Source organism: Idiomarina sp. OT37-5b (assembly GCF_002968395.1).
Lineage (GTDB): Bacteria > Pseudomonadota > Gammaproteobacteria > Enterobacterales > Alteromonadaceae > Idiomarina > Idiomarina aquatica.
On the sequence record NZ_CP027188.1, the window covers coordinates 90,098 to 111,704 of the forward strand.

Genomic DNA, 21,607 nt, shown 5'->3' on the forward strand with positions numbered 1-21,607 from the left:
GAAAAACGACGACATCAGGGATGCGGCATAATGTAGCAGTTAACTTTACTATTGCGAATCATTCTCATATACATTATCATCCGCGCCATCAAATTGAACAAAACGAGGTTGCCCGTGAATAAGCTTTCATCCATCGCTGTAGCACTTGTCTGTGCAGGTTTGCCATTGTCAGCACTGGCAGAACAACCACAACAAACCGATAAAGTCATTGAACGTCTGAAAGTTACTGGCCAGAAACAGGAAGGCTACCGTAGCTCAGAAGCTGACGGTGCAACTAAGCTCGGTCTGTCGTTAAAAGAAACGCCGCAGGCGGTGACCGTCATCACCCGTGAGCAAATTGAGGACTTCGGCCTGGATGACATTAACTCGGTGTTGGAAAGTTCTGCTGCGGTAAACGTTGAAAATGTGGAAACCGACCGAGTGTATTACACGTCGCGCGGTTTTGAGCTGAATAACTTCCAGATTGACGGTCTTGGATTACCGCTGATCAATAATAACACCCACGGACGTATCGACACGGCGCTGTACGAGCGCGTTGAAGTGATTCATGGTGCCAATGGTATTATGACGGGCGTCGGCAGTCCTTCGGCCACCGTTAATATGGTGCGTAAGCGTCCAACGTCGGAAACGCACCTGGAGGTGGACGCATCGTTAGCGTCATGGAACGGTAAACGACTGCAGCTTGATGCTTCGGGCAAGCTGAGTGATCGGGTGCGCGCCCGTGTAGTGGCTGCGGCTGATAACAGTGAGTCGTATATTGACCGCTACGAAAACGACACCAAAGTGTTCTATGGTGTGGCTGATTTTGCCGTATCGGACAGCACGCTACTGACGGTGGGTCACAGTGAGCACCGCAGCCATACCGATGGTAATATGTGGGGTGCATTGACCCTCTATTATGGCGACGGCACCCCCACCAATTTTGATGAATCAACAAACGTGGCGGCCGACTGGTCAGAGTGGGGCGTTGATGAGAGCCGCAGTTTCATCGACGTGGAAACCGCGTTATCAGACAATTGGACACTTCGCGCGGCATACAATCGAGTCCGTACCGACGAAGACAGCCTGTTGTTTTATACGTACCTAATGGATGCTCAGGCAGGTCTTGATCCCGAAACCGGTTTGGGTTTGCTTGGTTACGGCAGTGAATACGATCTGGATGACGAACAAGATACGTTGGACGTATACGCCAGCGGCTCATTTACCGCATGGGGGCAACTGCATGAGCTGGTGGTCGGTGCTAACTATGCACGGCTCGACTATGTCGACCATTCGCTGTATGACTTTCATACTGGTCTCGGCTTCCCGGTAATGCCGTCGCTAAAAGACTGGGATGGCAATACACCGCTGCCTGAATTCACCGATGGCGCGGCCGGCAGTGTCATCGACAACACCCAAAAGGCGGTGTATGCGCAGGCACGTTTGTCGCTGTCTAACCAGGCTAAATTGTTGATTGGCGGTCGTTACAACGACTTTACCACCGATGGTGTCGGTTATGGCGTCGATCAGTCACGTGATGACGCACAGTTTATTCCGTATCTCGGTTTAACGTATGCGGTAAACGATGCGCTGACCGCTTATGCATCTTATACCGAAACGTTCTTGGCTCAAACCGAACGCGACCGCGACTTCCGTCGCATTGATCCGCTGACCGGCAAGAACTCAGAAATCGGCTTAAAAACCGACTTGTTTGATAACAAAGCTCTGCTGAACCTGGCCTACTTCCACATCGACCAGGAAAACCTGGCGGTGAGCGACGGTGAAGCCATTAACCCGGAGACGGGTGTACCAGAGCCGGTTTACCGCGCCGCTGACGGCATTAACAGTCAAGGTCTGGAACTGGAACTGTCCGGACAGTTGGCTGAAGGTCTTCAGGGTATGGTATCTGCCACGGTATTCGACATTGACGGCGACCAACTGGTTGAAGATTATACCGCAGAGAAACTGTTCCGTACGGCGTTAACGTATCAGTTGCCGCAGATGCCGGCGGTAAAACTGGGCTTAACTTATCAATGGCAGGACGATATTTCACGTGAGCAGGGCGTGGTCGGGCCGATGTATGACAATGCCGGCGATGTTATTGTGACTAAGCAACCGTCTTATGGTTTGCTGGGTCTGATGGCAAGCTGGCAAATCAACGATGCGTTGTCGGTACGAGTGAATGGCTACAACGTGACGGATGAAAAATACCTGAACAGTCTTTACTGGGCACAGGGCTTCTATGGGGCGCCGGCGAACTATTCGGCAACGTTGAGTTACTCCTTTTAAACCATGAAAAAGCAACTGCATAAAATTCATGGCTGGGCCGGGATCATTTTTATGATCCCGTTTCTCGTTGTAAGCCTGACCGGCAGTATCCTGGTGTTTAAGACCGAGATTGACAGCTGGTTGATTCCCGATGTTGCTCTGGTCGAGGCCGATGGCCGTGAGCGACTGTCATTAAACGAGCTGACCGCGAGAGTGAATCAGCAATTGCCGGACTACGAAATCGGTAGCTGGGAGATTTTTCCGGCGGGTCATCCCGAAGCGGATCGCGTATTCGTGATCCAAAAGGGCACCGATGAGTGGCGTAAAGCGCATCTGAACCCCTACACCGGTGAATTGCAGAGTGAGCCAACGAGTTCAGGACATTATCTTACCGACTGGTTGGTGGAGCTTCATTACACCTTGTTGCTGAATGACATCGATGGTCTGGATGAGCACCTGGGGTTGATTATCAGCTTCGTGCTGGCGCTGTTTCTGGTGTTTATGGGTACCTCAGGACTGATCATTTATCGCCGGTTCTGGGCAAGGGTGTTTACCTTACGCTGGAACCAACGGCTGTTGGTGGTATTCAGTGATCTGCACAAAATGGCTGGCACATTGGCATCCCCGGTATTGTTGGTATTGGGAATTACCGGTGGCTATTACAGTGCCATCATTTATTACGAGGAATTCATCGAACACAGTACCGGCCAAGAACATCACATCATGCAGGAACGTCTGTATGCGGATGATCTGAACATTGACCAGCTGGTTGCCCAGAGCCGGGAAAAAATCGATGCGTTCAAGCCGACTTATTTGCTGTTTCCATACGAGCCAGAGCTACCCTTTACGGTATTTGGGCGTGCACTGACCAATAATCCGTTGTTGAGCAACTACGGCAGTGTGGTGAACTTTGACCCGCATAGCGGCGCTTATCAGAGCACCTATAATCTGAATGAACAAGGCGCTTTGCCGAAAGTGCTCGACAGTTTCCGTCGCTTGCATTTCGGAACCTTTGGCGGTTGGGTCAGCAAGGTGATCTGGAGTCTGGTCGGGTTGATACCGCTATTACTCGCGATCACCGGTACTTACCTATGGTGGCAACGTCGCGCAAAACGCGCCCGCAAACGACGTTAACGATCATGTTCTGCCAGCTCGCGCTCAGTCTTAAGCCCAAACAGCTTTTTCATGACCATGCTGGCAGGACAAAACCCGGTGAACGACTGTTGAAACAAGTTGGCACCGACGAACACCGTTAACCATACAAAGTATGGGTGTACCCAATAGGTGAGTGCTACCGACAGCAGCACCATAAACCCCGCAAATGCCATCACCGCTTTTTCGACACTCATATTCTACTCACTCCGTTCGCTATACCTGTTGACTGGTTCTTGTGCACTGGATTGATCTGCATCAAGCGCTAATACTGCTATTTCAGTTACTGTTCTTTGCTATGTAGCCAAGGGCTGTAGGCTCACAAAATACAATTAAGGTAAAAACATATTATATGACAACACCACATATTCAAGCAAAACCTGAACAATTTGCGTCCACCTGTTTATTGCCGGGCGATCCGTTACGAGCAAAATTTATTGCCGAGACTTACCTAACGGATGTTGAGCTGATTAACAGTACGCGCAATATGTTGGCTTACACCGGCAGCCATCAGGGCTCGCGGGTGTCGGTGATGGGTACCGGTATGGGGATGCCGAGCTGTATGCTATACAGCGAAGAGTTGATCAAGGAATTTGGCGTGCGCCGTTTAATTCGTGTGGGATCCTGCGGCTCAACCGATCCAGAGCTTGGGTTAAATGACTTGGTGTTAGCGGCCGGCGCGTCGACGGATTCTAATGCTAACCGCTTGCAATTTGGTGGTTATGATTATGCCGCCATTGCCGACTTTGAGCTACTGACCGCTGCCGCCGCCAGTGCTCGTAAACGAGGCGTCGATGCTCGTGTTGGTAATGTCTTTTCTACCGATAGCTTCTATCATCCGAACCGTAAGTTAACGGCGATGCTCAACCGCTTACACATATTGGCGGTAGAAATGGAGGCGGCCGGTCTATACAGCGTCGCCGCCCGTCATCGGGCACAGGCACTCGCGATTCTGACGGTCTCTGACCATCTTATTACCCACCAACAACTATCTAGTGAAGAACGCGAGCGTTCTTTCGATACCATGATCCGCATCGCCCTGGATGTTGCGGTTAACGACGCATAAAAGGAAGAGTATATGGCAATTTTAGACTCGCTAACCCGTCCGTTGCAGCGTGTTTTTAATCGCCTGAGCTTTCGTCGGAAATTTATTTTAATTGGCGTAACGCTATTTTTGCCGCTGATTGGGCTCAGTAGCCTGATGGTGAAAGACGCGTGGCAACAGCAACGTCAGGTGCAGCTTAAGTTGGAGGCTGCACAGCTGTGGCAGCCGCTGCGGCAGTTAATGGAGAACGTCGCCGAATATCGGGGCTTATCGGGTTCTGGAGCGGCGGATTCACGGCTGCAACCGTTGCAGCAGCAAATTGAGCAACAACTACAACGGCTTTCTGTGGCTAATCAGCAAAGTGGTCAGCCACTGCCGGCAGATCAGCTACAAACCCTCGAGCAAGCCTGGCGAGAAGCCCGTAACCGTCCTGAATTTGACCGTTTCAGCGGTCTCATTGGATTGATTCAAACGCAATTGGGCTACCTTGCCCGCCATTCAAACCAGTTGTTGGAAGATCAATTGGATGCCTTGTATGTGGCGATGTTAAGTACCGATGAGCTACCTCAGGTGATTGAACTGACCGCGCAGCTGCGCGGCTTGGGGGCTGCTTGGTTGAACGGCCGGCAAGATGCACTGACCGAACAACGGTTAATGACGTTACAGGCAGCACTGTCGAGTCGCACTAAAACGCTCGCGAACAGTTTGCAGATTTTGAATCAATATCGCGTCGGCAAGCAACAACTGGAAGGGCAGTCAGCGCTGGCCGCACTCACGGAATTTGAGCAGCGCGCCGCTGGCTTACTGCAGTCGCGAAACCTCTCGGGCGACGTCTATTTTGAACAGGCAACCGGTTCCATTAATCGTCTTTACACGCTATATGATGAAGCCATTCCCCTGTATCAGCAGATTCAACAACAACGGCTGTCGGATCTGGCCTGGGTGGTGCGCTGGAACCTGATACTATTGATCGTAATGGTGCTGGTGCAATTGTTATTGTTTACCAGCATGTACTTTGGCATTTACCGCTCTGTGGCTGGTAATATCAGCATGGCTAAATCGCTGGCTAACGGTGACTTGAACCGCTTAGGTGAGCGTTACAGTAACGACGAATTGGGACGTATCAGTGATTACCTCAATTCGATCGCCATCGAAACCAGTTACTCCGTTGATGCAATCAGAGCATCCAGTCGTGGTATGGATGATTTGGGAGAGCAAAATTATACCGCCATCCGCGAACTCGCCGAGCGAGCGACCGAGCAGGCAGCGCAAATGCAGAGTGCAGCGGCTGCAGTAGAGCAGATGACGGCCGCCATCAGTGAGGTCTCTGAGTCGACGCAAAAAGCGGCGACGGAAGCTGACAATACTTTAAGGTCTGCGCAGCAGGGACAACAAAAAGTTGACCTTATGGTTACCGCGATAAAACAACTGGAACAGGATGTCAGTGAGTCGCAACAGGTGATTCGCTCATTGTCGGAGGACAGCCAGGCGATCAGTAAGTTGTTATTAACCATTAATGACATTGCCGATCAAACTAATTTGCTCGCCTTGAACGCGGCCATTGAGGCTGCCCGTGCCGGTGAATCCGGACGCGGTTTTGCCGTTGTGGCCGATGAAGTGCGGCAGCTGGCGCAGCGGGTACAGGCATCAACCGGTGAAATACAACGCGTCATCACGAAGCTCGAGCACAATACCCAAAATGCCGTCAGCAGTATGGAATCCAATAAAGCATTGGCTGCGGATAACGTTGAACACGCAGAAAGCGCTGACCAATCACTCCGAGAGATCGTTCATAATGTCGGCATAATTAACGATTTTAATACCCAAATCGCTTCAGCGGCAGAGGAGCAATCGGCGGTAACCCTGAATATTGAAGACACCATAAAGTCACTGTCCGCCAGTGCCAGGGTGGTGGATGAACGATCGCAAGAGGCCTTGGAGAGTTCCGCGCAACTGACCACCCTTGGCGGTGAAATTAAATCGCTGGGCGATCGTTATTACATTGAAGACGCGGTCATCGCAGAACGCATTAATGCGCAGGATAAATTAATCGAGTGGAGTGATAAACTTGACGTCGGCATCGCCGAAGTTAATCGTCAGCATCAGCGGTTGATATACATTGCCAATGAATTGTTCCGATTAAAGCAGCGTGGTGGCGATCGCCATGCTGTGCAGCGACTGGTTAACTCACTGATCAATTATACGGCAACGCACTTCAACTATGAGGAACTGTTGATGGAGCGTCACAACTATCCGGATCTTGATGCGCATAAACAAAAGCATCAAGATTTAGTGAATGACGTGATGCGATTCAAACAGCGGGTTGATAACAATGAAGATGTGATTGATGAGCTACTTGAGTTTGTGAAAGCTTGGTTAACGCGTCACATTATGGGCAGTGATATGGCCTATAAAGAACATTTAAACCAGCGCGGCATTTGCTAGCCGCGCCGTAAACCCGCCTCCGATAGGGCACTGAAAGGTTACGCTAAGCCAAGACTGACGACCGGGGCGCGTCCCTGTTCCTGCTCGCGGGTAAAGCTGTCTTTATCATTGATACCGCGCCAGCCCATCGCCGCCAGAGTTTGCCCGGTAGCACCACCAAGGCTGTTACCGGGCCCCAGCAGCACAATGTTGTCGGGTGCGAATTCGTTAATGCTGACCTGTAACGCACGAGTGAAATCGTAGGTTTCGGCAACCTGATGATGAAACGTGTAGTCACGCAATTGCCCCAAGTCCACGGCCGGAGGCTGCCAAATGACGCCCCGGCCATCAATCAATGGTCGCTGCGGTTGGCGGAATTCGTCCACAGGCCAGTGCGCCAATGCTCGGTTCACCGCTTCGCCCATGAGGGGAGAGTGAAAAGCGGCATGCCCCGGCAGAATTAATGGAAAACGTTCGTCCACCCGCGGTAACGATGCTGCGGCTGCTTGTATCGCATGTTCGGTCCCGGAAAGCAGGATATAGCCCCCATAATGAATGGATTCAAACAGCTCTTGCGGATGTTGCTGAAGCACTTGCTGTACGGCCTGATGATAAGCCGGCAGGGGTTTCCAGTTGCTATCTACCAGTGGAAAAATAAGCTGGGCACCCTTAGCATCGGCGGTATTACGTGCCATATCGGTGACTATCGTCATTGCCCGGGTCGGCTCCCACACCCCAGCGCATGCCAACGCGGTATACCAGCCCATTGAATTACCGGTTATCGCGACCACCTCGTAGTCACGCTCTAAGGCCATAAAATCGAGGTAGCCGGCGGCGTAGATAAGTGCCGCCGAGTTTTCTGCGTGTAAATGCTGTTTAAAGTCGAACCTGGCGGCCTGGTCCAGTTCGCTGACGGTTGCTGCAGATGCGGCTTTACGGGCGTTATCCCAAGCCTGCAGTTGCTGAGTCTGGAGCGGATGCTTACGCGTGATGCTACCCAGTTCCGGTTTGTTATAACCGCCTCGACCAGGGCAGACGACAATGGCAGTGGGCTTGTTGGCGTTGGTCATGCCGGGACGACTCCTAATGCTTTTAGTTTTTCAGCGATTGCGCTTGCGGAGGGTAATACGTCATATGCGGCACGCCCCAAAGGTATAAAACTATCATCCGCAGTAATCCGGCTGACCGGGCGGTTGGCGCTGTCGTGTTCCAGTAAGTAGGTCATGATTTCTTCGCTAAGAGAACCGCGCTGTCGACATTCATCAACGATTAGAATGTGCTCGCAATCGCCGACGGCTGCCATAACCTGAGGCATATCCAGCGGAATCAGGTAACGCAAATCGATAATCCGTAGCTGATCATCGGCTTGCAGGTGTTCGCGCGCCTGGTGACTGAGGTATACCCCGTTACCGTAGCTGATGATCGCCACTTTGTTACCGCTCCCGGACACGCTGGGCTGACCCAAGGCGGGTAGCGGTGCGTCGGCTTGCGGATAATCAAACAGCCATTTGCCGTCACCTTCGTCAATAAGATCGCGGGTCATATAAAGCGCAATCGGTTCTAGCATAATAACAACGCGACGTTCACGCTGTGCAAGCTCGGTAGCGTGTCGCAACAGCAACGCACCGTCGCGGCCGTTACTGGGGCACATCACAATCAGACCCGGTACGTCTCTGAAGACGGCAAAGGAATTGTCGTTATGAAAATGGCCGCCAAAGCCTTTTTGATAGGCAAGGCCAGCGATGCGGATAACCATCGGGTTATCGAACTGCCCGTTAGAGAAAAACGGCAGTGTGGCTGCTTCGCCACGGATTTGGTCTTCAGCGTTATGTACGTACGCTAAAAACTGAATTTCAGGGATCGGTAAGAAGCCTTGCTGGGCCGCACCAATGGCCAGCCCGAGTATGCTTTGTTCATCCAGTACCGTATTCATGACTCGATTTGGACCAAAGCGGTCACGTAGGTGATGAGTCACATGGTATACACCGCCCTTCTTCGCCACATCTTCACCAAATATCAGCGCATGGGGAAAGTCTTGCATGATCTCATGCAGCGCCCAGTTGAGCATTTTGGCTAAGGGTTGTGGCGTGCCGCGATTACGGCGGTCAAAGGCTAGCGCCTGCTTGATGGTTTGCGCGGAGCGCACCGGTAGTTGCTGTGCTCGTGGTTTCGGCACAATTGCTGATTTTATCGCGCTGGCGCCTTCAAGCCGAGGACGTGTTGCCGCTTCGGCAGCGACCCGCCGGACGCGTGCTTTGGTGTCTTGCGCATGCTGTGCCAGAGCAGCAGGAGACAGTGCGCCACGGGCAAGTAACTGGGATGCCGTATGCAATAACACATCGTTCTCAAAGTCCTGTGCAATCGCGTATTTGTCCCGATAGGCTACCTCAGCATCGGCACCGGCATGGCCAAAATAACGAGTGGTTTTTAACTGCAAAATGGCCGGCTTGCCGGTTTTGCGAATGTAGGCCTGAGCGGTCTGGGCTATGACATAGGTTTGCTGTGCATCACGGCCGTCAGCATAAAAATAACGGAGCGGATGAATGCTCTGTAGGCGTTGCGATATCCAGCCTTTGGGCGATTGCGTTGAGATACCAATACCGTTGTCTTCACAAACGTATAGAATTGGCATCGGAATGCCTTGGTACGAGGCCCAGGCCGTGGCATTCAGTGCACCCAGTAAGGTCGAGTGATTAAACGATGCGTCGCCAAAACTGCACAGTACCACGGAGTCTTGCGGCCAGTTTCCTTGAACCTTAACGCGGCGGCTCATGGCGATGGCGTGCGCGGCTCCCATCGCTTTTGGCAAATGCGAAGCGATGGTAGACGTTTGTGGCGGAATGTTGAGTTGCAGGCTGCCTAACACCTTGTGGCGGCCTCCGGAAATCGGATCTTCGGCGGACGCGCAGAACGACAACATCAAGTCATAGAGTGCGTGGGAGCCCGGCTGTTGTCGCGCTCGCTGTAAGAAAAAGGCGCCGCTGCGATAGTGCAGAAACGCCGGATCCGTTGGTCGAAGCGCTGCGGCGACGCAGGCATTGGCCTCGTGTCCTGCACTACCGATGGTGTAAAAGCTTTGTCCTTGCCGTTGCAGTCGTCGCGACTCCAGGTCGGCAAAGCGACTGGTTAACTGACTGTTGTACCAGTCACTGAGCATGGCATTTGATATGCCGGGCTCAGTGGGGGTAGCGGCTGGTAGGTCGGCATCGGCAAGACGCTGGATAAAGTCACTTTGCCAGCCTTCGAAATCGGTCCGCATCATAACGATGAGTCCTTTTGTCGATGATTAAAACGCCGCAATACCGGTCTGTGCACGACCTAATATCAGCGCATGAACGTCGTGCGTACCCTCGTAGGTATTCACGGCTTCGAGGTTCATGACATGGCGGATAACGTGATATTCGTCGGCGATGCCGTTACCGCCGTGCATATCACGAGCCTGCCGCGCGATATCCAGGGCTTTACCGCAGTTATTGCGTTTAATCAACGAGATAGAAGCAGGGTTAAGCGAACCATTATCCAGCTCGCGACCGGCTTGCAGTGCCGCTAATAAGCCGAGGCTGATCTCGGTCTGCATATCCGCGAGCTTTTTCTGAATCAACTGATTGGCTGCCAGTGGTCGGTTAAACTGCTCCCGATCGAGGGTGTACTGACGTGCGGCATGCCAGCAAAATTCAGCGGCGCCCATCGAGCCCCAGGCAATACCGTAGCGTGCTTTATTGAGACAGCTGAAAGGCCCTTTTAAGCCGCGGACCTCAGGAAAAATATGTTGTTCAGAAACTTCAACACCGTCCATCACGATTTCACCGGTGATCGATGCCCGCAGTGAAAACTTGCCGTCAATTTTAGGAGCACTTAGGCCGGGCATGCCTTTTTCGAGGATAAAGCCGCGAATTTCGCCATCGAGTTTTGCCCAGACCACAAAAACGTCAGCGATGGGCGAGTTGGTGATCCACATTTTACTGCCATTGAGGACATAGCCGTTGGCGGTTTTTTTGGCGACGGTGCGCATGCTGGCAGGGTCAGAACCTGCATCGGGTTCGGTCAGGCCGAAACAGCCAACCCACTCGCCGGTGGCCAGTTTCGGCAGGTATTTTTGCCGTTGATCTTCGCTACCGAAGGTATAAATAGGGTGCATGACCAGCGAGGACTGTACGCTCATTGCGCTGCGATAGCCGCTGTCGACGCGCTCGATTTCACGCGCGATAAGACCGTAGCAAACATGGTTAACGCCGGCGCCACCATACTGTTCCGGTAGCGTCGAACCGAGCAGACCCATGTCGCCCAGTTCGGTCATGATTTCGCGGTGAAAAATCTCCTGACGATTGGCCTCTAACACTCGCGGCATTAACTTTTCCTGCGCATATTGGCGGGCGCTTTCATGCACCATGCGCTCTTCTTCGCTCAACAGCGAGTTCATGTTTAGGGGATCTTCCCAGTTAAATGCCGGTTGTGACATAAATGCCTCCGTCTGAGTTTATTGTTATCGGCGTTTAGCGCCTGTTGTTAGGCGACCAGTTGCTTTAGTTCAGCGACGTTCTTAATGGTCAGAATAGACTGTTGTGTTTCGATCAGACCCTGCTGTTTAAAGGATGTAAAAATGCGACTGACGGTTTCAACGGCAAGCCCCAAATAATTGGCAATATCGGTACGGGTCATGGGTAAGCGGAACTCATAGCGGGAAAACCCATGTTCATGCAAATGATCGCCCATTGCCATCAAAAACGACGCCACGCGTTGCTCTGCCGTTGTGTTGACCACGTTTAAATAGTGCGCATTACGTTGACCAATGCGTTTGCTCAATAATTGCAGCAAATTTTTGTCAACACCGGAAAAGTTTTGTGCGAACAGCCGGCTCAGCTTAATTTCACACAGCATCGAGGTCTCCAGCGCTTCACAGTAGGTAACGGCGGCGCCATTAGCGATGGACTCCATGCCAATGATGTCACCGGCTAAGTGAAAGCTGGTGATTTGTTGTTTGCCGTCAGAGTCAATGGTGTAACATTTTACTGAGCCACTTTTAATAGCAAACAGGGAGTGCATCGGTTGATCCGGGCTGTAAACCATGGCGCGTTTGTTGTACACATGAGGCTCGCGGCTACTTTTATCCAATAAATCAACATCACTCGGAATGAGGCCGGCAGGTACGCAAATGGATTGCATACTGCACTGATTACACTGAATTGGATTACGCATGGCCACCTCTTTTGGGGCTTTGTGTGATTGCTGCATTTGAGTCTACCTTAGTCTTAGTTTGCGTTAATCGCTAGTAATGTCGACGGCATCAACAGGGCAGACCGCATAACAGCTCGGTTGATCATAATAGCCTTCACATTCGACACAGAGCGACTGATTGATTTCAAAATGTTCTGAGCCCATATCAATCGCTTCGACAGGACACTCGGGTACGCACATATCACAGTTAATACAATCGTCATTTATTACTATCATATGAGTTGCTCACTGTTTAACCAATAGGCTGTAAGGGATATCTCTTTCGGCTAAAGGTAAAGATGTCTGTACAACCACCCGATAGCCAGAGCCCGGCGCACGAATCATCGAATTGCCTTGTTCATCGTGCAATTGTTCAAGGCGAAATGACTGATTACCTGACGGTGACATCAGCAAGATTTGATCGCCAACCTGAAAGCCGTTTTTGACTTCGACCAAATAACGGCTGTCGCCAAGCTCACTAACGACTTGTCCAACTAACAGCTGTTCGCCTTCGCTATGGGAACGCTGATAATTCTGTAGATCCTGAGGGGAGTGGCGTTGCAGGAAACCATGAGTGAAGCCACGGTTTGCCATGCCGTTCAGATCGTTGAGCAATTGCTCGTCAAAGTCCTTTCCGGCTGCCGCATCATCAATTGCTTTGCGATAAACTTGCGTGGTTCGGGCAACGTAGTAGTCCGACTTGGTACGGCCCTCGATTTTTAGCGAATGCACCCCAATCTTGACCAGGTCCCCGACCAGGTCAACGGCGCGCAAATCCTTTGAATTCATAATGTAACTGCCGTGCAGATCCTCATCCAGCAGCATTAAGTCCTCCGGTCGTTTGGGATCGCCCAGCAATACCGGGTCAAGCTGTGGCTGCGGCACGTACTGGCCAACCGAGTCTTCTTGGGCTTCATGAACCTGATAGCCCCAACGACAAGCGTTGGTACAGGCACCTTGGTTGGGATCGCGCTTGTTCATGTAACCGGATAGCAGGCAACGGCCGGAATAGGCCATGCACAGTGCGCCGTGGACGAAAACTTCGAGTTCCAGATCCGGAACCTGTTGACGCATTTCTGCGACTTCTTTCAGCGATAACTCGCGTGACAGGATGACGCGCTCGATGCCTTGTTGCTGCCAAAACTTTAACGCCGCCCAGTTGATGGTATTGGCCTGCACCGACAAGTGCAGTGGTTGCTCAGGAAAGTGTTCTCTTAGCAGCATGATAACGCCGGGGTCTGAGACAATCAGTGCATCGGGATTGAGCGCGACAATTTGCGACATATGGTCGACAAAATTCGCTAACTTAGCGTTATGTGGTGCGATATTGACGACAACATAAAAGCGTTTTCCAAGCTCGTGCGCATAGCGGATGGCTTCACCCATATTTTGCAGGGTGAAGCTATTATTGCGAACCCGCAGGCTGTAACGGGGTTCGCCAGCGTATACGGCATCAGCGCCGTAAGCGAACGCAATTTTCATTGCGTTTGGGTTACCGGCTGGGCAAAGAAGTTCGGGTTTATTGTATATGGCCATGGACAGCTTGACTTAGATCAGGTTTCTAGAAAATTTGCGCTGAGATTAGCAGAGTCCCGAGATCAAAAATTTGATGTGCATCAAAAGATCGCGTTGCCGAGTACCCCGGAAGTGGTATTTCGCCCCTCCATTCAAGGGAATTTCGCGGACAGTAAACTGTGCGTAAGCTTGTTGTCACATTCGCCGAGCGACGGGATCTACGTTAACCGCCATAGTGCCGTTAATACGAACCGTGAGCCGTGGTGGGTCGTTAAACGACTGCCACCGGGTGGTACTGGAAACGGTTCCACCTCCCGACACTGGAAAGGTGACGTATGACACAACTGCAGGATCGCTTTAAGCGACGCTTTACTTATTTACGGCTGTCTTTGACAGAAAGCTGTAATTTTCGCTGTGATTATTGTCTGCCCAATGGGCCGGATTGTAGTTCACGACGCCATGAGATCAGCTTGCCGGAAATCCGTCGTCTGGTTACCGCTTTTGCCGAGCTGGGCACCACCAAAATTCGCTTGACCGGCGGGGAACCTTGCCTGCGCAAAGATCTTACTGAAATCATTGCCACCTGCAAACAAGTTCCGGGTATTGAGAAAGTCGCAATCACCACTAACGGTTATCGCTTACAGCGCGATCTACCGGAATGGCGCGATGCCGGCCTTGATGCGATTAACGTCAGTATTGATAGCCTGGATCCGGCCACGTTTCACCTCATCACCGGGCAGAACAAACTCGAACAAATCATCGATGGTATCGACCAGGCGGTCGCCATGGACTTCGCTAAGGTAAAAGTAAATACGGTGCTGCTTAAGCAGTACAACGGTGGCGAGTTACCGCAGTTTTTGACGTTCATTAAGGATCGCAATGTCGCATTGCGCTTTATTGAGCTGATGCGCACATCCGATAACGTTGACTACTATCGCCGCCATCATGTCAGTGGTCAGGAAATTAAAACGCAATTGCTGCAGCAGGGCTGGGTGCAACGTTTAAAAAGTCATAATGACGGGCCTGCGCAAGAGTTTTCTCATCCGGATTATGCGGGTCAGATGGGCTTGATTATGCCTTACAGCAAAGACTTCTGTGATGATTGTAATCGTCTACGGGTCTCGAGCCTGGGGCAATTGTTTTTGTGTTTGTTTACTGAACAGCACCAGGACATTCGTCAGTACTTACAAACCGATGATCCCGAGCCATTGATGAAGGCACTGCAGAACAACATCATGCTAAAACAGGCTACCCATGGTTTACATGATGAAAACAGTGGTGCAACGCGTCATCTCGCGATGATTGGAGGCTAGTTATGAGTGCTTCCCAGAATAGGCCGGTGGCTGGACTGCTGCTAGCCGGCGGCAAATCGAGCCGAATGGGTCAGGACAAAGCGTTACTGAGCTTAAACGGCGAAACCTTAATCAACCGCACCTGGCGCGTTCTAAAGCAGGTGCAGTGCCAGCCCGTGCTGATCTGTGGCCAGCGGCCCGGCGGAATCGCGGATATTTATCCGGGACACGGACCGTTAAGCGGTATTCATGCCGGCTTACGGGCGTTACGTACACACGTTGGCCTGTCCCGGGTGGTGGTCGTTCCGGTGGATATGCCGCGGCTGTCGAAAGCGTTATTGCAGCCGTTATTGGCGCATCCTACGTCAAAACCGGTGCATTATCAGCATGCAGCGTTACCCTGTGTGCTACCCGTGACCGATGAGCTGATGCACTACCTGAAAAACGCGCTGGTACAGGACTATGCCGACCACTCGGTGATGGCCTTGTTACGTGAGTTCAAGGCTGAGGTGATTACTGCCCCGGATGCCAACGCGATGCTGAATACCAATACCCCCGAACAATGGCAAAGACTACTCAAGGAGAATGCGAATGAGTACCGCCAAACTGTTTAAGCCGCTGAACGTGGCTATACTGACGTTTTCGGACAAACGCGATGCCGGCAACGATACCACCGGCGATAAACTGCAAAGCTGGCTGCAGCGTGAGGGTCACAACGTGGTTCAGCGTATGGTCATTGGTCATGATAAGCACCAAATTCGGGCGCAGGTGTGTGCATTAATCGCCGCCGACGACGTTCAGGTTGTGATCACGAATGGTGGCACTGGGTTCGCCCCCGATAACGTCACTTATGAAGCCATTGAGCCATTGCTGGATAACGCCATTGACGGTTTTGGTGAATTATTCAGAGCGTTCTCATACGAGGATATTGGTTCGTCAGCGCTGCAGTCGAGAGCCTTTGCCGGGCTAACCAATAATACCCTTATCGCGTGCGTACCGGGTTCCGGTGGCGCCGCCCAGTTGGCCTGGGAAAAGTTACTGCAGCCGCAGTTGGATGCCCGACAGGGGCCGTGCAACTTTGTCGGTCATTTGCGTTAACCGGGAGCAGAATTTTACATGACACATTTAACACATTTAACCGCAGACGGCGCGGCACATATGGTTGACGTGGGCGATAAAGCGCTCACGCAGCGTACTGCGAAAGCGACCAGTACCTTACGCACCGCGAACAATGTGATTGCATTGTTGAAGCAGGCCGCAGAGAAGAAAGGCGATGTTTTCGCCACCGCACGCATCGCCGGTATTATGGCCGCTAAACGCTGCAGCGACCTGATTCCGTTATGCCACCCACTGGCATTGACGCGGGTTGAGGTGAGCTTTGATGTGCAGGAAGACGATGGTGCCATCGTGGTTTATACCGAGTGCAAAGTGAATGGCAATACAGGGGTTGAGATGGAAGCCCTGACCGCGGCCTCGGTGGCGGCCTTAACGCTTTACGATATGTGCAAAGCGGTTGACCCGGCGATGGTGATTGAGGCAACCCGGCTACTTGAGAAACAGGGCGGTAAACGCGGTCATTGGACGTTGGCGGACCATCAGGAGGCATGAATGTTAACCATTAAATTCTTTGCAGTATTACGTGAACGGCTGGCTGTCGACCAGTTACAGCTCGACATTAACAAACCCATCAGCGTGGCTAAGTTGCTGGAGCAGTTAAAAAGCCGTTCTGATAAATGGCACAGAGAACTGTCACGCTATGATTTGCTGTGTGCGGTCAATCATGAATTTGCGGAACCGACGCAGTGTGTCGGGAATGGTGACGAGGTGGCGTTATTTCCCCCGGTAACAGGTGGTTAAACAAGATGTCGGTACAGGTTGCGGTTCAAACCGAAGACTTTGATGTCGCTGATTGCTATAAAACACTGGCCAAGCACGCCAGTTGCGGCGCCGTCGCTACCTTTTCCGGCTTGGTACGCGATGACACCGGTGACCTGCAGGCACTGGAGCTTGAACACTATCCGCAGATGACCGAGAAGGCGCTGCAGGGGATCGTCGCGCAAGCACAACAACGTTGGCCGTTAGCGGCGGTTACCGTTCTTCACCGGGTCGGCTATTTACGGGTTAATGAGCAAATTGTCTTTGTCGGCGTGGCCAGCGGTCACCGCGATGCGGCGTTCGCAGCCGCCAGTTTCATCATGGATTATCTAAAAACCAAAGCGCCATTTTGGAAGAAAGAGCACTATGCCGAAGGCAGTCGCTGGGTCGCGGCTAAAGACAGTGACACCGTTGCTGCCAACCGTTGGGAGTAACCAGTAATGCGGCAGCGGGCGGTTTTCTTTCTGGCATTGTTGTGGGTGAGTGTGATCGCAACGGTCAACGCCGAGCCGTTGACGATCGCTGCAGCCTCAAGTTACCGACCCATCTTAGAACCTATCACGCAGGCCTATCGCGAACAGCACCAACAGGTGGTGCGAGTCATTTACGGCTCATCCGGGAAGCTGGCAACTCAGATTGCTGCTGGCGCGCCGTTTGACCTTTATTTTTCGGCGAATCCGCGGTTTATGCAGAAGCTCCGGCAACAGTTGCTGGTCGACCGGGTGCATGACGACGGCATCGGGCAGTTGGTGCTGTGGGCACCGCGCTCAAAAGCGGCACTGCAACCGGCCGACATCATGCAGGCGGAGATCCGCGTTGCAATAGCCCAGCCACGCCATGCGCCCTATGGCCAGGCGGCGTTGGGATGGCTAAAGAACCAGGGTCTCTATGAGCAGATCAAGCCGAAGCTGGTGTATGCCGAGAATGTGGCGCAGGCTGCACAAATGGTGTTTAGTGGCGCAGCTGATTTTGGTCTGGTCGCGCTGTCGGTCGTACCGTTGGATGCTCGTTCGGAAAATCAACTGCTGCAGTTACAACTTGACGACTCGCAGCGGCTGCAACAGAACCACGCAAGGGTTGCGGGCTCGGAGCAAGTTACGGCGGCGCGCGCATTCAGTCAGTTTTATCGCCAGTCACAGTTTGATGCATTAAAACAACGCTTTGGTATACAGGTACGCGCAACGGAGTTATCACCATGACAGCCCTCGACTGGCAGGCGGTCAGCCTGACCTTGAAGCTGGGATTGTACAGTACCCTCATCCTGTTATTACTGGCAACCCCGCTGGCCTGGTGGCTGGCGCGCCGGCATTCCTGGTTAAGTTCGGTGATCCAGGCCGTGGTCGCGCTACCGCTGGTATTACCGCCGACGGTACTCGGCTTTTACTTATTGATGTGGTTAGGACCATCAGGATTTGTGGGGGCTACCCTAGAATCCTTGGGGCTGGATCATTTGGCGTTCAGCTTTGAGGGGATTTTGGTGGCGTCGGTGATTTATTCTCTGCCGTTTGCGGTACAGCCGTTGGTTGAATCCTTTCGTCAGTTACCGCAAGGGCAGTTGGAAGCGGCGGCAACGCTCGGGGCTGGCTGGTGGCGTCGCTTCTGGACGTTGGTGATACCGGCCAGCCAAGGCGGCTTTTTGGTGGCGGCAACACTAAGTTTCGCTCATACGCTAGGAGAGTTTGGCGTTATTTTGATGCTCGGCGGCAGTATCCCCGGAGAAACTCAGGTTCTTTCGATTTTGATTTATGACCATACCGAAGCGATGAACTATGATGCCGCGGGTAATCTGGCGCTGGGTTTACTGGTCTTCTCGTTTACGGTGCTACTGGCCGTATACAGTCTGCAAAAACGCACGTTGGGGGGCGCGACCTATGCTAAAGGTTGATGTTTCTCTGCAACGGGCAGGTTTCCAACTGCAAGTAAAACACGCATTCTCCGGCACGGGCGTAACGGCTGTTTTCGGTCCCTCCGGCAGTGGTAAAAGCACCTTGTTGCGGGTTATCGCCGGATTGGAAACGCAGGTATCGGGTTCGGTTCAGTGGCACACAACCGACTGGCTGCAGGGGCGCAAACAGCTTAGGGCCGAACATCGAAAGGTCGCTATGGTGTTTCAGCAGCCGCACTTATTTAGCAAGAAATCGGTTATGGAGAACATTCTCTACGGTATGCCCAAACGCGGCGAAGGTGTTTTTATTCATCCGGATGAAGTGATCAAGGTACTGGGCATTAGTCCGTTGTTGCAACGTTATCCCAGTGCATTGTCGGGGGGACAACAGCAACGTGTCGCATTGGCCCGGGCGTTGCTGTCACAACCGCGTCTGCTGCTGCTGGACGAGCCAATGACGGGTCTTGATTACGCCGCCAAGCAGCAAATTTTGGCGGATCTAAAGAAGGTGCAACAACGTTTTCAGTTGCCGATGATATTCGTCAGCCATCAGTTAGACGAGGTGGTGCAGCTCGCTGATGATGTAGTGGTGATCAACCAAGGGCAGGTCGAGTCTGCGGGACCATTACAACAGCAGGTGCCACAATTGGCTGGTCATAGCGATGGGCCATTGTCAGTACTTGAGCTGGAACCGGTGGAGCAGGTGCCGCAACAAGGCCTGCAATGCTGGCGGATAGACGGGCAGTCATTGTGGCTTCCGCAAGCGCTTGAAGAGACCTCAGCTAAACAACGGTTGCTGGTTTGGGCACGTGATGTCAGTTTGGCCTTGCAACCCTTGACCGCCAGTTCGCTCAGCAATCAATTGGCCGCAAACGTGGTTGCGGTTGAGGCGGCGCGTCATGCGGCTGAAGTTATCGTCACCTTGAGCCTCGGCGACCAGCAGTTACGGGCGCTGATTACCAGAGCATCGTGTCAGCGATTGGCATTAGCGCCGGGCGTCAAGGTCATGGCAGCCTTTAAGGCTGCCGCTGTGCATTAGCGCAGGAGCTTAGAAAAGGGCAGTACGGTGACCGACTCGCCGGGTTCTACCTTGCCACGTTCTTGCTCAATAGCCGCAAAACCATTGGCAAGTTTAAGTGTGCTTAATACCCCTGAACTCTGAGAGCCAGCACTTTTCAGTTTGAGTTCGCCATGTTCATCCTGCCAGTAGCAGATGCGTTGGAAATCAGCCCGCCCCGGACGTTTTTTCAACGCTTCCGCAGACGTCGCTGACAACTGCAACGTCGCCTGCTGTTGTTCTCCGGCAAGTTTTGCCAACACCGGTTGTACCAATTGGTCCATGGTAACGGCCGCGGCGACCGGATTGCCGGGCAAACCGAAAAACCATGCCTGGTTAAGGCGGCCAAACGCAAACGGCTTACCGGGCTTCATTGCGACCTTCCAAAAGCCAACTTCGCCCAGCGCTTCAAGCGCTTGTTTGGTGTAGTCGGCATCGCCAACGGACACACCGCCACTGGTAATGATGGCGTCTGCTTGCGTACTTGCGTCAGTCAGCGCGCCTTTTATGGCTTCCAGGTTGTCGGGTAAGCGACCCAGATCCATCACCTCAATATTAAGGCGTTGCAGCATCGCCCCTATCAAGTAACGATTGGAATCGTAGATCTGACCGGACTGGAGCGGCTGACCGGGGCTGACCAGTTCGTCACCGGTAGAAAAAACCGCCACTTTTAGCGTCCGCTGCACCTCAACCTCGGCGATGCCCAGTGACGCGAGTAACCCGATATCAACCGGATTGAGACGCTCGCCCTGACCAATCACGGTCGCGCCCTGGCTAACATCGGCACCGCGCAGGCGGATGTTGTCTCCAACACGGACCGGCTCGTTAATGGTAATGCTGCCGCCATCGTCCGAGACACTGACATTTTCCTGGATGATGATGGCGTCGGTTCCGGTGGGAACCGTTGCACCGGTCATGATGCGGACACATTGTCCGGCCGCAACCGCGCCGCAATATGGGTGTCCTGCCGCAGAAGTACCCACAATCACCGGTTGGTCGCCGACCTGCGTCGAACCGGCACGAACCGCATAACCGTCCATCGCTGAGTTATCATGGCCGGGTACATCAATCGGTGACTGTATTGGTTTGGCACAAATGCGGCCAAGTCCTTGTGCCAGAGGTACGATTTCGGTTTGTACCACGCGGGTCACACGCTCAAGCATGCGTTCGACGGCTTCAGCGACGGGTATCATTGCAGACATTATTGCTCCCCTTGTTGATTCACCATCCATACGGCGGCTTCAACACGGGATCGAAGTCCTAGTTTCTTGAGCAGATGTTTAACGTGGACTTTAACGGTGCCGTCGGAGATATCAAGTTCGCGGGCAATCACTTTGTTGCTCATGCCTTTAGCGATGAGGCTCAAAATTTCGTACTCACGGTTGGTCAGCGAGCTCAACTGTGATGACGGTGATTTTGCTGGCTGTCGCAGAGCCGTAGCAAGAATTTCGGTAATCGCTTCGCTCAGTACCATTTTACCGGTAACCGCGCGGTGGATTTGTTCAAGCAGCTGTTCCGGCTCCATGTCTTTTAGTAGGTAGCCGTCGGCGCCGTTAGTAATTGCCGCCACCACATCGTCATCGGCGTCACTGACGGTAAGCATAATGATGCGCGAGGTCACGCCGGAATCGCGCAGTTTTTTCAACGTCTCGATACCGTCCATGCCCTGCATATTAAGATCCAACACAATTAAATCGGGATCATGCTGCGCCGCGAGTTCTATTGCATCTTTGCCATTACTGGCCTCGGCAACAACTTGCATGTCATCTTCCATGGCAATCAGTTGCTTCAGTCCCTTACGCAGTAACGGGTGATCATCAACTAACATGATGCTGGCCGCTTCACTCGACATGGGTCTCTCCTTGAACGTACATTTATCGTGCTTGAATAGCGTATAGGTT

The 21,607-nt window shown here is 52.6% G+C and carries 22 protein-coding genes and 1 riboswitch; of the genes, 13 read left to right on the forward strand and 9 right to left on the reverse strand.

Annotated elements, in window-relative coordinates; genetic code table 11:
* Positions 1–114 precede the first annotated feature (114 nt).
* Both C5610_RS00430 and C5610_RS00435 read left to right on the forward strand, forming a co-directional pair.
* A complete protein-coding gene (locus C5610_RS00430) occupies positions 115–2,268 on the forward strand; it encodes a TonB-dependent siderophore receptor (protein ID WP_241970543.1) in 2,154 nt (717 codons plus the stop codon).
* A gap of 51 nt (positions 2,269–2,319) precedes the next feature.
* Positions 2,320–3,381 (forward strand): PepSY-associated TM helix domain-containing protein, encoded by a 1,062-nt coding sequence (locus tag C5610_RS00435; RefSeq protein ID WP_262339922.1) that lies wholly within the window; start codon positions 2,320–2,322, stop codon positions 3,379–3,381.
* Here C5610_RS00435 and C5610_RS00440 read toward each other — a convergent pair.
* Positions 3,378–3,596 carry a DUF2892 domain-containing protein gene (locus C5610_RS00440; protein WP_105305375.1) on the reverse strand — a complete coding sequence of 73 codons (219 nt, stop codon included), beginning with the start codon at positions 3,594–3,596 and terminating at the stop codon, positions 3,378–3,380. The two genes, C5610_RS00435 and C5610_RS00440, sit on opposite strands and share 4 nt — an antisense overlap.
* A 155-nt stretch (positions 3,597–3,751) precedes the next feature.
* Here C5610_RS00440 and deoD point away from each other — a divergent pair, with 155 nt between their 5' ends.
* Together deoD and C5610_RS00450 are read left to right on the forward strand one after the other, a co-directional pair.
* The gene (deoD, locus tag C5610_RS00445; RefSeq protein WP_105305376.1) at positions 3,752–4,465 is read left to right on the forward strand and encodes a purine-nucleoside phosphorylase; all 714 of its coding nucleotides are present in this window, start codon (positions 3,752–3,754) and stop codon (positions 4,463–4,465) included.
* A gap of 12 nt (positions 4,466–4,477) precedes the next feature.
* On the forward strand, positions 4,478–6,889 hold the full coding sequence (locus C5610_RS00450; protein WP_105305377.1) for a bacteriohemerythrin: 2,412 nt from the start codon (positions 4,478–4,480) through the stop codon (positions 6,887–6,889).
* A 38-nt stretch (positions 6,890–6,927) separates the two neighbouring features.
* On the opposite strand, the gene C5610_RS00455 is transcribed toward C5610_RS00450, so the two are convergent.
* The 6 genes from C5610_RS00455 to yegQ are packed head-to-tail and all read right to left on the reverse strand — an operon-like array spanning position 6,928 to position 13,564.
* A complete protein-coding gene (locus C5610_RS00455; protein WP_105305378.1) occupies positions 6,928–7,938 on the reverse strand; it encodes a malonyl CoA-ACP transacylase in 1,011 nt (336 codons plus the stop codon).
* On the reverse strand, positions 7,935–10,130 hold the full coding sequence (locus C5610_RS00460) for a thiamine pyrophosphate-dependent enzyme (protein ID WP_241970541.1): 2,196 nt from the start codon (positions 10,128–10,130) through the stop codon (positions 7,935–7,937). The genes C5610_RS00455 and C5610_RS00460 overlap by 4 nt, the downstream gene beginning before the upstream one ends.
* Before the next feature lie 24 nt (positions 10,131–10,154).
* On the reverse strand, positions 10,155–11,327 hold the full coding sequence (locus C5610_RS00465) for an acyl-CoA dehydrogenase (protein WP_105305379.1): 1,173 nt from the start codon (positions 11,325–11,327) through the stop codon (positions 10,155–10,157).
* A 47-nt stretch (positions 11,328–11,374) separates the two neighbouring features.
* Positions 11,375–12,100 (reverse strand): helix-turn-helix domain-containing protein, encoded by a 726-nt coding sequence (locus tag C5610_RS00470; protein WP_241970540.1) that lies wholly within the window; start codon positions 12,098–12,100, stop codon positions 11,375–11,377.
* 27 nt (positions 12,101–12,127) lie between these two features.
* The gene (locus C5610_RS00475; protein WP_105305380.1) at positions 12,128–12,319 is read right to left on the reverse strand and encodes a 4Fe-4S binding protein; all 192 of its coding nucleotides are present in this window, start codon (positions 12,317–12,319) and stop codon (positions 12,128–12,130) included.
* Between the two features lie 9 nt (positions 12,320–12,328).
* Positions 12,329–13,564: a tRNA 5-hydroxyuridine modification protein YegQ gene (gene yegQ, locus C5610_RS00480; RefSeq protein WP_241970539.1), complete on the reverse strand. Its 1,236-nt coding sequence runs from the start codon at positions 13,562–13,564 to the stop codon at positions 12,329–12,331.
* A 223-nt stretch (positions 13,565–13,787) separates the two neighbouring features.
* Positions 13,788–13,944: riboswitch (molybdenum cofactor riboswitch) on the forward strand.
* Here yegQ and moaA point away from each other — a divergent pair.
* The 9 genes from moaA to modC all read left to right on the forward strand — a co-directional run bounded on the left by moaA (position 13,933) and on the right by modC (position 19,688).
* Positions 13,933–14,910, forward strand: a complete 978-nt coding sequence (gene moaA / locus C5610_RS00485) for a GTP 3',8-cyclase MoaA (RefSeq protein WP_105305382.1) — start codon at positions 13,933–13,935, stop codon at positions 14,908–14,910. (Overlaps the previous riboswitch by 12 nt.)
* Positions 14,911–14,912: 2 nt before the next feature.
* Entirely contained in the window at positions 14,913–15,503 is a 591-nt protein-coding gene (locus C5610_RS00490) for a molybdenum cofactor guanylyltransferase (RefSeq protein WP_105305383.1), read from the forward strand.
* Positions 15,481–15,987 carry a molybdopterin-binding protein gene (locus C5610_RS00495; RefSeq protein WP_262339925.1) on the forward strand — a complete coding sequence of 169 codons (507 nt, stop codon included), beginning with the start codon at positions 15,481–15,483 and terminating at the stop codon, positions 15,985–15,987. Before C5610_RS00490 ends, C5610_RS00495 begins: the two co-directional genes overlap by 23 nt.
* Before the next feature lie 18 nt (positions 15,988–16,005).
* On the forward strand, positions 16,006–16,497 hold the full coding sequence (gene moaC / locus C5610_RS00500) for a cyclic pyranopterin monophosphate synthase MoaC (protein ID WP_105305385.1): 492 nt from the start codon (positions 16,006–16,008) through the stop codon (positions 16,495–16,497).
* On the forward strand, positions 16,498–16,746 hold the full coding sequence (locus C5610_RS00505) for a MoaD/ThiS family protein (RefSeq protein ID WP_105305386.1): 249 nt from the start codon (positions 16,498–16,500) through the stop codon (positions 16,744–16,746).
* A 5-nt stretch (positions 16,747–16,751) separates the two neighbouring features.
* Positions 16,752–17,198 (forward strand): molybdopterin synthase catalytic subunit MoaE, encoded by a 447-nt coding sequence (gene moaE / locus C5610_RS00510; protein ID WP_105305387.1) that lies wholly within the window; start codon positions 16,752–16,754, stop codon positions 17,196–17,198.
* Between the two features lie 6 nt (positions 17,199–17,204).
* On the forward strand, positions 17,205–17,963 hold the full coding sequence (gene modA / locus C5610_RS00515) for a molybdate ABC transporter substrate-binding protein (protein ID WP_105305388.1): 759 nt from the start codon (positions 17,205–17,207) through the stop codon (positions 17,961–17,963).
* Positions 17,960–18,649 carry a molybdate ABC transporter permease subunit gene (gene modB / locus C5610_RS00520; protein ID WP_105305389.1) on the forward strand — a complete coding sequence of 230 codons (690 nt, stop codon included), beginning with the start codon at positions 17,960–17,962 and terminating at the stop codon, positions 18,647–18,649. Before modA ends, modB begins: the two co-directional genes overlap by 4 nt.
* The gene (modC, locus tag C5610_RS00525; protein WP_157982913.1) at positions 18,636–19,688 is read left to right on the forward strand and encodes a molybdenum ABC transporter ATP-binding protein; all 1,053 of its coding nucleotides are present in this window, start codon (positions 18,636–18,638) and stop codon (positions 19,686–19,688) included. Before modB ends, modC begins: the two co-directional genes overlap by 14 nt.
* Here the strand turns inward: modC and glp are convergent.
* Positions 19,685–20,908 carry a gephyrin-like molybdotransferase Glp gene (gene glp / locus C5610_RS00530; protein ID WP_105305391.1) on the reverse strand — a complete coding sequence of 408 codons (1,224 nt, stop codon included), beginning with the start codon at positions 20,906–20,908 and terminating at the stop codon, positions 19,685–19,687. The genes modC and glp overlap by 4 nt on opposite strands.
* Positions 20,908–21,558 carry a two-component system response regulator NarL gene (narL, locus tag C5610_RS00535; protein WP_105305392.1) on the reverse strand — a complete coding sequence of 217 codons (651 nt, stop codon included), beginning with the start codon at positions 21,556–21,558 and terminating at the stop codon, positions 20,908–20,910. Before narL ends, glp begins: the two co-directional genes overlap by 1 nt.
* Positions 21,559–21,607 lie beyond the last annotated feature (49 nt).